Below are 13,105 nucleotides of genomic sequence, written 5' to 3' on the forward strand. Positions count from 1 at the left end.
ATTACTGATGAAACATCAAATAGTTATCCGTTTATAGTGATTCCAGCTGTACAAACTTATTATTCTGGTCAGTTGTTAAACGGAATCGTCCTTTGACACCTATCTGAGAAAGAAATGGCCTCAGCCGCATAGCTGGTATTTGTAATTTTAGCCCTTGCTCTGTTACTACCAGAACTGAACTGGCTGTACCAGAATAATGCTGCTGAAATATATGGTATGAAATATTCAGACGAAATGTGTACTGGTTCATCGCTATACAAATATATTACATATTGGACAGAATAAAATTCTTACATCGCCACAAATGGGCATCAAATACAACCCCATATAAACCATCTATAGATTCCTCAGTGCCAGTACTGTATCAGTAAGTACACTCCCTGGCACTGAGAATTTGTTTGCCTAATAAATGGTCAAATCTGATTAAGCTTCAAGCGCTTTGGTCACTTTTTCATACAGATCTTTTGCCAGATTATCCATTGCAGCAAGTTTTTCAAGTTCTCGACGCATCAGCCTCTGCCGATGCTCATCGTAGCGGCGTAATTTCAGCATGGGATCAATCATACGAGAAGCGACCTGAGGATTGCTTTCGTTAAGTTCACACAGGATTTCTCCGGCAAACGCATAGCCAGAACCATCTTTAGCATGAAAATAAACCGGATTTGTATTCAGAAAGGAACCGATCAAGCTGCGAATACGATTTGGATTTTTCAGACTGAATGCCGGATGATTCATCGTCTCTTTTATCACCTGCAACACATTTTCTGCCGGATTTGTCCCTTGCAGCATAAACCACTTGTCCATAACCAAACCATCCTGACTCCATTTATCACTGAAATCAGCCATCAGTTTTTCTCTGCAGTCCAGCTGTGACTGATTTGCTGCAGCCATTGCAGCCATTGTATCGGTCATGTTATTCGCATTATTATACTGAGCCAGAACCAGTGGATTTCCTGAATCCAGACAAGCCAAATAACCCAGACAAACATTACGCAATGCTCGTTTACCGACAGCAGTATGGTCAATACTGTACTCTGACTGTTCCAGGTGGCGGTATGTCACTGTCAGTTCGTCTTCAAGATTGACAGCCATCGCCTGCCGGATTGATTTCAATACAGAATCAATCGCATCAACATCAACAAGATCAAACCAACCAGATACTTCGTTGTGGGATGGCAGAGAAATAAACTCAGCAACAAAAGCAGGGTCTAATTCCTTATGCAAAAGAACGCCGCGGAACGCATCTAAAACAGCTTCCGGCAATTCAAATGCTTTTTCCTGTTGCAGGTTAACAACATTAGTGCGGATATACTTAGCCAACAGCATCTGACCAGCATCCCAGCGAGCAAAATCATTCTGAGCATGGTTCATCAGGAATACCAGTTCATCATCAGAGTAATCATATTCCAGCTTCACCGGAGCAGAGAACTCTCTCAGTAATGAGACCACTGGTTTTTCGTGAACATTTTCAAATACAAAGCTTTCTTTTTCTTGCTTCACATCTAAAATGTTTGTGACTTTTAAACCGTTACGACGTAACGGAATAACTTCACCATCCGCTGCATACAGTTCGATATCCAGAGGTATATGCAACGGCTGTTTTTTCTTCTGATCCTGCGTTGGGGGTGTAAACTGAACCACATCCAGTGTAAATGTTTTAGCAATACTGTTATACTGACTCTCAACCTTAAGTATCGGTGTCCCGGACTGGCTGTACCAGCGTTTAAAATCCGACAGATCAATACCCGATGCATCCTGCATCGCAGCAACAAAATCATCACACGTTGCGGCCGTTCCGTCATGACGTGCAAAATAAAGCTTCATTCCTTCCTGAAAAGCCTTTTCTCCCAGCAGAGTATGCATCATACGGATAACTTCACTGCCTTTTTCATACACAGTTAATGTGTAGAAGTTATTCATTTCAATAACTTTATCCGGACGGATAGGATGAGACATCGGGCTGGCATCTTCAGCAAACTGAGGACCACGAATAATACGAACATTGTTAATTCGGTTCACAGCACGAGAACCAAGATCAGAGGAAAACTCCTGATCACGGAAAACCGTTAGTCCCTCTTTCAGGCTAAGCTGGAACCAGTCCCGACAGGTAACTCTGTTTCCTGTCCAATTATGAAAATATTCATGACCTATTACCGCTTCAATCCCCAGATAATCCGTGTCTGTTGCGGTATCCTCATTTGCCAGAACGAATTTTGAGTTAAAAATATTCAGGCCTTTATTTTCCATGGCTCCCATGTTGAAGAAATCGACTGCAACAATCATATAAATATTCAGATCATACTCAAGACCGAAACGATCTTCATCCCATTTCATAGAGTTAATCAATGATGTCATGGCATGACCGGCGCGATTGAGGTTACCTTTATCAACAAAAATTTCCAGATCAACACTGCGACCAGAGCCTGTCACGTATGTATCACGCAGCACATCAAAATCTCCGGCAACCAGCGCAAACAGATAAGCCGGTTTCGGATGCGGATCCTCCCATTTTACCCAGTGACGTCCACCGTCAAGGTCACCACTATCAATCCGGTTACCGTTACTCAGTAAATACGGATTTTCAGCCTTATCAGCAATGACCGTCACCGTAAAACAAGCCAGCACATCCGGACGATCCAGATAATAAGTAATACGACGGAAACCTTCCGCTTCACACTGAGTACAGAATGCGCCACCAGATTTATACAATCCTTCCAGTGCCGTATTATCCTGTGGATTAATCTCAGTCTTGATCAATAACTCAAATTCCGCCGGCAGGTTAAAAATTTCAAGACGCCCTTCAGACTCTTTGTATTCATGCCATGCCTGGCCGTTAATTTCTATTGCCACCAAAGTGAGCCGCTCCCCGTCAAGCACCAGCGTATCGTTCGCTTTTTGCTGTTTTACCCGGGAAAGTGCGGTAACCAGCGTAGTGGTGTCATGCAGGTCAAAGGTAAGATCAAGGTGAGTAATCGTATGGTCTGGAGACTGATAGTCTTTGCGGTATTTCGCTTGTGGATTCTGTGACATTGGTGTGATCCTTTATGCTCCCACAGTCACCAGCCTTCTGATACTGCGGGATTAAAATAATTCCTATTAATATCTATGGGCTGTTACTGACAATTCAACCCCTTACAAACAAAAACAAGGCAGAGAATCTCCCTGCCTTGCTTCTGTATTTCACGCTGAAACGAATGACTACTCCCGGTTCTCCAGGAAATACCTGAATTATTTCACTCTTGCCAATTCTGCATACATATCAAAATTCACACTTTCCAGTGTCAGAGTATCCTGATTCAGGCTGTATCGAGAATCCTGTTCACCCTCTTCATACATCAAAACCAGATGATCACCTTCCATATAGTAGATCCCTTCGTGGGTTACAAAGGTTCCGTCACCAGACTGAGCCATAAACAGGAAAACAAAATCTGGCTGTAATATTAGATCCATCTGATTCACGTTACTCGCCATAATATCATCTCCTTTGATATTACGACTTGTCCATGCCCCGGCGATAGCGTTAGGCAGGCCTTTAATAAAAGTGATACCGTTAAGCATAAGCCGGTTGTGACTTGAGCGATACTGATAATACTGAGGAATGGTAGAATCAACTCCCAGGATCAACGTATCAATCCCGACAGAATATATGCCCTGCCAATAGTCAACACTATAATCTTTCTTTTCCACCTGAATATTAAAGTTATAGTCGGAAGACAGAGAGAGGCGGATCGTCAGAAAATCCTCATCAGACTGCTGGGGCTGCGGATTAAACAGATACCAGTCTCCTAGCAGAAACGGGTAATCAAACTGAGTCAGATCGCCTTTCAGATTCAGATCTGCCCTTGCACTCAGAGCAGAAAAACAGGCCAGAATGAGTAATAACCACTTCATCATTCTTCTCCTCTCTTTTCTTTAAGCTTAGCCGGAGATTATTGATAAAGCGAAAACTAAGACTTCCGTCCAATTTTTACTCAAATAAAAAAGCGAGTTTTTTAGACTCGCTTTTTATATTCTATCGTCAATCAAATACAAGAAATTTCTATTTTGTCACCCAATGATAACTACTTAAGCATATCAAGCATAACAGCAACAGATTCATTCAGATAAGCATCCGGGGCTTCATAATCTTTCGGTACATCATCCAGAGAAGTGAAAGGTTCTTTCCCTTCTGCTATTTGTCTCTTATTGATGCGTTCCAAGCTGATCTGATCGTCTTTTTCACTTTCTGCTTTTCTGGCAACCTCATTCAGAGACAGTGTCTTATCATCCTTTTCAGACTGATAACGCACAATATCTTCCTGAATAAACCCAAACTCCATATCTTTATCAATACGAACCTGATGCTCACGAATTAAGCGGGTAATCTGTTCCTGACGATCCGCTAATTTTTCATACGAAGCAGGAACAATGCTGTCCCACGGCAACGCATTATCTTCTACGCTTTCCCCTGTTTCCGAGGGTTCCACCGGAGTCGGATAAGAAATATCAGGTATAACCCCCCGGTTCTGAGTGCTCCCGCCATCAATCCGATAGAATTTCTGAATGGTATACTGAACATAACCCAACTCTTTATCAAACATATCATAGATATGATTCAGAGAACGGTGCTGCTGAACTGTGCCTTTACCAAACGATTGTTCACCAAGAATGATTGCCCGGCCATAATCCTGCATAGCTGCAGCAAAAATTTCCGATGCTGATGCACTATAGCGATTTATCAATACGGTCATTGGCCCCTGATAACTGAGTTGTCCGTCAGTATCCGTGTTGATATTCACTCTGCCATAGCTGTCACGAACCTGAACAACAGGCCCACGGGTAATAAACAAACCAGAAAGTGCATTGGCTTCTGTCAGTGCACCACCACCATTGTTACGCAAATCAACAATGATACCGTCAACCTGTTTCTCTTTCAGATCTGCAAGTAATTTATCCGTGTCTTTTGCCAGACCAACATAAAAACTCGGCACTTCCAGGATCCCGATTTTCTTACCGTCTTTTTCTATAACTTCAGATTTAACTGCCCTGTCTTCTAACCGGACCTGATCTCGTACGATAGTAACATCATGACTTTTGGCATCTTTACTATCCGGGAGGATCTGCAACGTGACCTTTGTGCCTTTAGGGCCCTTAATCAGTTGCACAACATCATCCAGCCTCCAGCCGATGATATCCACCATGTCCTCACCATCCTGAGCAACACCTATGATCCTGTCACCATCAGTCAATTCTTTACTTTTTGAAGCCGGACCACCAGGAACCAGAGAACGAATGACCGTGTAATCATCTGTCAATTGAAGTACAGCACCGATCCCTTCCAGAGAAAGATTCATTTCTGATTGGAATTGCTCAGCATTTCGAGGAGAAAGATAGCTGGTATGCGGATCAACTTCACGGGCAAATGCATTCATATACAACTGAAAAGCATCTTCACTGTGTGACTGAGTCAGACGTTTGATCGCATTGTTATAGCGTTTCTCAAGTGTATCTTTAATGTCCGACCACTCTTTTCCTGCCAGTTTGAGACTGAGAGCATCGTATTTTACCCGTTTACGCCATAGCTCATTCAGTTCCTGAATGTTTTCCGGCCACGGAGATTCAGAACGGTCCAGCTCGATAGACTCATCAGTATCGAAAGTGATTGGTTTATCCAACAAACTAAGTGCATAGACAAATCGTTCAAAACGTCTTTGAGTCGCCAGATTATAAACATCAAAGGCAATCTGGTTATTACCGGCTTTCAGTTGATCATCAAGCTGTAAAGACCAGCCATTAAATGAATCAATATCGGCCTGAGTAAAGATATTCCGATTGTAATCCAGCATTTCCAGATAGCGTTGGAAAATAGACTGAGAAAAATGGTCATCCAGACTAAAGTGCTTGTAATGTGAACGAGTAAAGCGTGAGGTTACACGTTTACTGGCAGTTTCATGCTGAGCTTCAGGAACGAGGACGGGAAGTTGTTCCCGGGAGATTTTGGCTTCAAGAGCCTGAGCAGATGCTGCCAGCAATAAGCCAGCAGCAATCAAAGATAGTTTCAAACGGCATTTCATGCGTAGGATTGTCTCCTTAGCACACGTGAAATATCACATGTGTCACTTATGCATGCAGGTGCTCCGCTTTAACAACCATTTGCAGGCCGTTAGCAAGACTCACACGTACATCATCCTTATTAATTTCCACAACGGTAGCAGCCATGTTTCCTTTACCCATATTCACATGCACATCTTTACCAATGCTTAACTCATCAGCTGTCAGTTGACGTGTTTCTTGTGGAACAGGTTTGCTGTCCGCTTTTTGCTGTTTTGGTTTTGCTGCCCGACGAGACTGCTGCGGTTTCTTCGCTTTTGGTTTCGCTTTCGCTTTACCTTCTTCACGCATTTTATCCGCTTGCTCTTTACGGCGAGCCTGTACTTTAGCTTTACTTTCAGCTAATGCCTGTTTGGCATGCTCAATATGTTCCTGCTCCAGTTCACCACATTCGTTACCATCCAGATCAACCCGAACAGCACCCGGCTTTACACCGTGCAAATAACGCCATGAAGAGGTGTACTGGCGTAACGCAGCTCGTAACTGAGTTTTGCTGACTTTTTCATCTTCAGCCAAACGTTCTGCAAGGTCTTGAAAAATGCCAATTTTAAGTGGCTTTGCTTCACCTTCTAAAGTAAAGCAGTTAGGGAAACATTCAGCAATATATGCAATGACTTCTTTGCTGTTTTTTAACTTTTCAGTGTTTTCCATGAGGGTTCCTGATACGTGCGGCCTTATCCGCGCGCTCTTTATGTCTGAGAAATATTCTGGCTATTATAGTGAGATAGAGTTGAAAAACCACATTCAATCCTGAATTTATGCTTTGTTCGCGTGTGAATTGAACAGCTTTTCTACTTCTGTCATCAAATTCTCCAGCCCTTGCTGATCATCTTCGCTAAAACGTCCTATTTGGGGACTGTCGATATCCAGAACCCCGACCACTTTCCCGTTCACAGAAAATGGAATCACAATTTCAGAATTACTCTCAGCATCACAGGCAATATGTCCTTCAAACTGATGAACGTCATATACCCGTTGAGTACGGTTCTCTGCGACAGCCGTTCCACAAACACCACGCCCCAGAGGGATCCGAACACAGGCAGGTTTACCCTGAAAAGGTCCGAGAACCAACTCGTTACCTTTAAGCAAGTAAAAACCAGCCCAGTTAAGCGCTTCCAGTTCCATGTATAAAAGTGCGCTAAGATTTGCCAGATTGGCGATCAAATCAGTTTCGTCTTCAACGAGTGCAATAGCCTGCTTGATTAATGTTTGATGCTGAGTCAATGTATTTCCTTAGATAATAAACCAGATAAAAGATGGTATCGTTTATTTCTGTTCAATAATACAAGATAGTAAAAAATATTTTAACCATATAAAAACAATGCCTTATAATCTTACTATTCGGAATCTAAGGAAAGCACCGTATTGTCTCAGCAAAAACAGCAATCCGACAGGAAAATCAGACTGTGTCAGGGATGTGAACTTCCCGTCGCTCTGACTTCCCTCCCGGAAGGAAAAAGTGCTTATTGCCCCCGCTGTGGTACCCAGCTCTACCGCGGAGGTTCGCAACATTTGTCTGGTAATCTGGCTTTAGCCATTACCTGTCTTCTGCTGTTTATTCCTTCACATTTTTTTCCTTTCATAAGTATCCGTCTGTTTGGCGTCATGTTTACAGCTACACTGCCTTCAGGTATGTACTCTTTGGTGCTGGAAGGCTTCGGGGGACTGGCCTTGTTGGTTTTTATTTGCAGTTCACTGGCTCCGTTTGCTGTCTGTCTGTCCGTTGTTACCGCTCATATTGCACTGAAGAAACGGAGCTTTATCTGGTTCCGGCGTTCATTGAGTATCAGTCAGATAATGAAACACTGGGCAATGCTGGACGTTTTTCTTGCCAGTATTGCTATCGCCTGTTTCAAATTGCAGGATTATTCCGATATTTTTGTCGGTACCGGTTTATATGGCTTAGTCCTGCTGCAGATATTCCTGCTGATGCTGCTCACCCGCTTCAGTGCCCGGCGTTACTGGGAATGCTGGCAGTCTGAGTCAGACTATGTCTTTAACCATAAAGAAATGCATTGTCACCATTGCCATTTGTCTCAGCCGGAAGGCTCCCACTGTCAGCGTTGCCACAAACCCATCAGCCACAGACTGCCTTATTCCGTGCAGAAAACCTGGGCTTATTTAATTGCCGCCAGTGTTGCTATTTTTCCGGCAAACCTAATCCCTATATCCATTCTATTTACTAATGGTCAACGGCTGGAAGACACCATCCTTTCTGGTGTAGCAACGCTGATAACAAAAGACATGCAAGGCATCGCCCTGATCATCTTTATTGCCAGCATCGTTGTTCCTGCTGCCAAGATTCTGGGCATCGGATGTATTCTGATTTGTGTTCATCTGAAGAAAAAACGCTTCAGGAAACAACTGATGATCATCTATTTTGTGGTTAAATGGATTGGTAAGTGGTCGGTTATGGATATCTTCGTCATATCCATTATGATGACACTGGTTGATCGGGGACAACTCCTTAATTTTACACCCGGTTACGGAGCCGTTGCTTTTGGCATCGTTGTGGTACTGACTATGCTGGCCACAGAGAGTCTGGATCCACGTTTAATCTGGGATGAAATACCGGAAAAAAATACTGCAGAACTCCGTTTACCGGATAACAAGCCCATAGAAAGAGTCATTCCATGAGTAAGGTAAATACAAATACAGAATCTTATCCGCCAAAAGTCAGGCGGGATTACGGAATATCCCCACTCTGGATTGTTCCTCTGGTCACCCTGATCCTTGCGGGATGGCTGGTGATAAAAGCCGTCCATGAGGCTGGACAGAGTGTGCAAATCTATTTCTCCGATGCAGAAGGTTTGGTGGCGGGCAGAACCACTATTCGCTATCAGGGGCTGGAAGTCGGTATGGTCCGTAACATCACACTGTCCCGAAAGCTGGACAATATTTATGTTGATGCTGATATTTATCCGGAAGCGACTCCTCTGCTGGGGAAACATACCCGTTTCTGGCTGGTCAAACCCACCGCCAGCATATCTGGCATATCGGGGCTAGATGCCCTTGTTTCCGGGAACTATATAGCCATTCAGCCAGGAGAACCGGATGACGATGATGAGATAAAAGATACCTATACTGCCCTTGATGGTGCCCCGGCCGATTTGCAGGCATCTCAGGGACTGAATATTACTCTGGAATCCGATAATCTGGCGTCTATTTCCATCGGTTCTCAGATTCTGTACCGGAAGATTCCTATCGGTGAGGTATATAGTTACCAATTATCAGAAGACAGCAGACAGGTACTGATCAAAGCCTTTATCAAGAACGAGTTTCGCCATATTATTACCAGCGAAAGCCGTTTCTGGAATGTCAGTGGTGTAGCCGCCAATATCGGATTCAAAGGGATTGATGTGCGGATGGCAAGTCTGAGTGCTCTGCTGGCTGGTGCCATTGCCGTAGACGCTCCTGACGCAGGAGACCCAGTTCAGGAATACACCCACTTTAAGCTATATCCGGATCTTCAAACTGCCGGGCGAGGCATTCCCATCAGTATAACATTACCTGATAATAACAAGATTACTCCGAATGGAACCCCGATCATGTACCGTGGGATAGAGGTGGGACAAATTACTGACCTGAGTCTGGGCGATGAACGAAAATCGGTTATCGCTTCTGCCGCTATTCAGCCAGCTTTCAGTGATCTGCTGACAACAGGCTCCCGTTTTCTTCTCGAAGAAGCGAAACTTTCGCTTACTGAACTGGACAATATCTCCAACCTGATTACCGGAAACTACCTGACACTGGTTCCCGGAACAGGTAATAAAACCAGAGAATTCAGTGCCGTCAGAAAAGATGATCTCCTGCGTGAACAGGAAAGCTCTCTTCCGGTCACTCTGCTTGCGGATAACTCATACGGTCTGAATGCCGGTTCATCCGTCTTGTATAAAGGTCTGTCTGTCGGTTCAGTTTCATCCGTTTCACTGAAAAATGATCGCATTCAGATCAAACTTCTTATCGATAAGCAGTACAAACATCTGCTGAAATCAGATAACCGCTTTTTTGTCACCGGAAGCGCTACGGCTGAGCTTACTGAATCCGGACTCAATATATCGGTTCCTCCGGCAAAACAGCTACTTACCGGGTCTGTTAGTTTTGTCAGCGAAGGAAAACCGGCTCCCAACACAGAATACCACCTCTATGCCAGCCAGTCGCTGGCAGAACTGGCGGCTTATAATCAGGGCGGAAGCACAGTATTGCATCTGTTCGCACAAGAGCTTCCGCCGGTAAATGATGGCAGTCCTTTATTATACCGCAACCTGTCCGTCGGTCATGTTTCAGGCTATCACCTGACCAAAGAAGGCGTTGCTCTGGAACTACAAATAGAAAATCGTTACCGCCACCTGATACAGCCTGATACAGTATTCTGGAATCGTTCCGGTGTCGAAATCGAAGCCAGTCTGAGCGGAATAAATATTCAAGCAGCACCACTGAAATCGCTGATACAGGGAGGAATCGCTTTCGACAGTATTCCGGGAGTGGAAAACAAAAAAGACACCCGCTGGCTGCTTTATCCAGATCTCAAGCATGCCCGCAGATACGGCAAAGTCATCACTCTGTTAACCACACAAAATGTTTCTATTGGTAATGGTACTCCTATTCGCTATCAGGGCGTGACCATCGGTGAAGTAACCAGCCTGATCCCAGATTTCAAACACAGTGAAACACATATCAAGGTTCAGATCATGCCGGAATATGTATCTCATATTGCGCTTGAGAACAGCTATTTTCAGTTGATCACTGCCGAAGTCGGAATAAAAGGCATAAAGAATCTGGACACACTGCTTAATTCATACATTGATGTAAAACCGGGATCCGGTCATGCTCAGTTTACGTTTCCACTCAATTTCATCCCTAAACAGGAACAAGGCGTTCATTTTACCCTGCAAAGCGAAACCCGCGATTCACTTGAAACCGGCACACCAGTTTTCTACCGGGAAATGGAAGTCGGAAAAGTTAACAGCGTAGAACTGGGTACCTTTGCCGACAGGATTATTACGACAATAGAAATAGAAAAGCGTTACGCTTATCTGGTCAGAGAGAATACCGTATTTTGGAATGTATCTGGCGTCGATGTATCTGTCGGCCTCTCCGGTGCCCATATAAAATCAGGAACGGTTGACAGTCTTCTCCGCGGAGGGGTCGCATTCGCTACACCAGAAAATACCACGCTCAGTCCTGTCGCCGAGAACGAGCAGTCATTCTTCCTTCACCCGGAAGCAAAAGAAGAATGGCTACAGTGGAGAACCCCAATTCCGAAACCGGAGTAACGTCTTCCAGAACGTCTCGTGCTGGTTAACGTTCCGCTGCTGTGGCGATCAGATAATAAACCTGCGATTTCAGCAGGTTTATTTGTATATACTTCCACCCCATATCGTTCAAGTCTCAGATACCCTTTTAATTCTGCTCCTGATACGGGTAGAATTATCGCCTGTTTTTAGTCTGATTATCCGGAAGACGTCGTGCATCCTAATATCAAATTACCTCAAGCATTCCTGCAACAAATCGAATCCATCATGCCTAAGCATCTGGATATGGAGGCTTTTGTCTCAGCCTGTAAACGGCCTCTTCGCCGTAGTATCCGGGTGAATACATTAAAAATATCTGTAGCCGATTTTCTTATCCGAACCCGAGAAAAAGGCTGGAAACTGACACCCGTTCCCTGGTGCGATACCGGATTCTGGATCGAAAGAGACAGCCAGGAAACAACTCCGCTGGGCAATACAGCCGAGCATATGGCCGGGCTGTTTTATATCCAGGAAGCCAGCTCCATGATGCCTGTTTCTGCTCTGCTGATGGATCAGGAAGACAAACTGAATACCGTACTTGATGTCGCCGCCGCACCGGGTTCAAAAACAACTCAGATAGCCGCTGCAATGGATAATAATGGTGCTCTAGTAGCAAATGAGTACTCAGCAAGCCGTATAAAAGGACTGTATTCAAATATTCAGCGCTGCGGCGTAAGAAATGTTGCTCTGACGAATTTTGACGGCCGGGTATTCGGCGGCTGGCTACCAGAACAGTTTGATGCCATTCTGCTTGATGCACCATGTTCCGGAGAAGGTACTATTCGTAAGGATCCGGATGCAATGAATAACTGGAGTCGTGAATCCGTTCTGGATATCGCGGAAACTCAAAAAGACCTAATCGAAAGTGCTTTTCATGCCTTAAAACCCGGTGGTGTTCTGGTTTATTCAACCTGTACACTGAATCTGGAAGAAAACCAGCAGGTCTGTCATCATTTAAAAAAACAATTCGGTGATAAGGTAACCTTTGAGCCACTGAATCAGTTATTCCAGGATGCAGACAAGGCTATCACTGAAGAGGGATTCCTGCATATATATCCACAAATTTTCGATAGCGAAGGTTTTTTTGTTGCCCGCTTACGTAAACATGCTTCAGCAACACCACCACAGGTAAAAAAACGTTTGGGTAAATTCCCATTTGAAAAAGCATCACGCAATAATTGTGACAGCGTAACCAAATCCCTGCAAGACAGTCTTGGTCTGACTCTGCCTGACAGCGGAAGACTCTGGCTGCGTGATAATGAAGTCTGGCTGTTTCCTGCCGCTCTGGAACCTATGATTGGCCAAATTCGTTTTGACCGTATGGGAATTAAACTTGCGGAAGCCCATAAGAAAGGCTATCGCTGGCAGCATGAAGCTGTAATGTCTCTGGCCACCGGCAGTGAAGCTGCCTGCATAGAACTCTCTGTGGAACAGGCACGGGAATGGTTTATGGGAAGAGATATCCGACCAAATTCCTTATCCGGAAAAGGAGAAGTTATCGTTAAGTTAAATAAAGATGTGATAGGGATCGGAAAATGGGTAGGAAACCGGATAAAAAACGGACTGCCCCGAGAACTGGTTCGAGATGGTAACCTGTTCTAATTGCAGACGATTAATTTTATGCGGACTGAACCCTGTTTCAAAAAGAGTCAAATTTGCGCCAACCCTTGCTGGTAAAGCCCTGTGCCTGAACTACACTTGAAGTAATTAAAAGCCAAGAT

The 13,105-nt window shown here is 44.3% G+C and carries 9 protein-coding genes; 3 read left to right on the top strand and 6 right to left on the bottom strand.

Translation table 11 applies throughout. The features are described 5' to 3' along the window. Positions 1 to 31: 31 nt before the first annotated feature. The 6 genes from CSW98_RS02175 to msrC form a co-directional block, all read right to left on the bottom strand. On the bottom strand, positions 32 to 250 hold the full coding sequence (locus tag CSW98_RS02175; RefSeq protein ID WP_100798800.1) for a DUF2835 domain-containing protein: 219 nt from the start codon (positions 248 to 250) through the stop codon (positions 32 to 34). A gap of 173 nt (positions 251 to 423) precedes the next feature. Then, positions 424 to 3,030, bottom strand: coding sequence for an aminopeptidase N (gene pepN, locus CSW98_RS02180; protein WP_100798801.1), 2,607 nt, complete (start codon positions 3,028 to 3,030; stop codon positions 424 to 426). A 198-nt stretch (positions 3,031 to 3,228) separates the two neighbouring features. Then, positions 3,229 to 3,891, bottom strand: coding sequence for a hypothetical protein (locus CSW98_RS02185; protein ID WP_100798802.1), 663 nt, complete (start codon positions 3,889 to 3,891; stop codon positions 3,229 to 3,231). 170 nt (positions 3,892 to 4,061) lie between these two features. Continuing rightward, the gene (gene prc / locus CSW98_RS02190) at positions 4,062 to 6,053 is read right to left on the bottom strand and encodes a carboxy terminal-processing peptidase (RefSeq protein ID WP_100798803.1); all 1,992 of its coding nucleotides are present in this window, start codon (positions 6,051 to 6,053) and stop codon (positions 4,062 to 4,064) included. 46 nt (positions 6,054 to 6,099) lie between these two features. After that, on the bottom strand, positions 6,100 to 6,741 hold the full coding sequence (gene proQ, locus CSW98_RS02195) for an RNA chaperone ProQ (protein WP_100798804.1): 642 nt from the start codon (positions 6,739 to 6,741) through the stop codon (positions 6,100 to 6,102). Positions 6,742 to 6,846: 105 nt separating this feature from the next. Beyond that, positions 6,847 to 7,314 carry a free L-methionine (R)-S-oxide reductase MsrC gene (msrC, locus tag CSW98_RS02200; protein WP_100798805.1) on the bottom strand — a complete coding sequence of 156 codons (468 nt, stop codon included), beginning with the start codon at positions 7,312 to 7,314 and terminating at the stop codon, positions 6,847 to 6,849. A 141-nt stretch (positions 7,315 to 7,455) separates the two neighbouring features. Between msrC and CSW98_RS02205 the strand changes: the two genes are divergently transcribed. The 3 genes from CSW98_RS02205 to rsmF all read left to right on the top strand — a co-directional run bounded on the left by CSW98_RS02205 (position 7,456) and on the right by rsmF (position 12,986). Then, positions 7,456 to 8,727 carry a paraquat-inducible protein A gene (locus CSW98_RS02205; protein WP_100798806.1) on the top strand — a complete coding sequence of 424 codons (1,272 nt, stop codon included), beginning with the start codon at positions 7,456 to 7,458 and terminating at the stop codon, positions 8,725 to 8,727. Next, on the top strand, positions 8,724 to 11,366 hold the full coding sequence (locus tag CSW98_RS02210; RefSeq protein ID WP_100798807.1) for a PqiB family protein: 2,643 nt from the start codon (positions 8,724 to 8,726) through the stop codon (positions 11,364 to 11,366). The genes CSW98_RS02205 and CSW98_RS02210 overlap by 4 nt, the downstream gene beginning before the upstream one ends. A gap of 246 nt (positions 11,367 to 11,612) precedes the next feature. Continuing rightward, entirely contained in the window at positions 11,613 to 12,986 is a 1,374-nt protein-coding gene (gene rsmF / locus CSW98_RS02215) for a 16S rRNA (cytosine(1407)-C(5))-methyltransferase RsmF (protein ID WP_443083645.1), read from the top strand. Positions 12,987 to 13,105 lie beyond the last annotated feature (119 nt).

The sequence above is a fragment of the Vibrio sp. HA2012 genome, from assembly GCF_002812955.1.
In the GTDB taxonomy this organism is placed as follows: domain Bacteria; phylum Pseudomonadota; class Gammaproteobacteria; order Enterobacterales; family Vibrionaceae; genus Vibrio.

Excerpts from the sequence above, each read along its gene's own strand:
- CSW98_RS02185 (WP_100798802.1), bottom strand. The coding sequence starts at position 3,891 with ATGAAGTGGTTATTACTCATTCTGGCCTGTTTTTCTGCTCTGAGTGCA.
- rsmF (WP_443083645.1), top strand. The coding sequence starts at position 11,613 with ATGCCTAAGCATCTGGATATGGAGGCTTTTGTCTCAGCCTGTAAACGG.
- CSW98_RS02175 (WP_100798800.1), bottom strand. The coding sequence starts at position 250 with ATGAACCAGTACACATTTCGTCTGAATATTTCATACCATATATTTCAG.
- CSW98_RS02210 (WP_100798807.1), top strand. The coding sequence starts at position 8,724 with ATGAGTAAGGTAAATACAAATACAGAATCTTATCCGCCAAAAGTCAGG.
- pepN (WP_100798801.1), bottom strand. The coding sequence starts at position 3,030 with ATGTCACAGAATCCACAAGCGAAATACCGCAAAGACTATCAGTCTCCA.
- proQ (WP_100798804.1), bottom strand. The coding sequence starts at position 6,741 with ATGGAAAACACTGAAAAGTTAAAAAACAGCAAAGAAGTCATTGCATAT.
- prc (WP_100798803.1), bottom strand. The coding sequence starts at position 6,053 with ATGAAATGCCGTTTGAAACTATCTTTGATTGCTGCTGGCTTATTGCTG.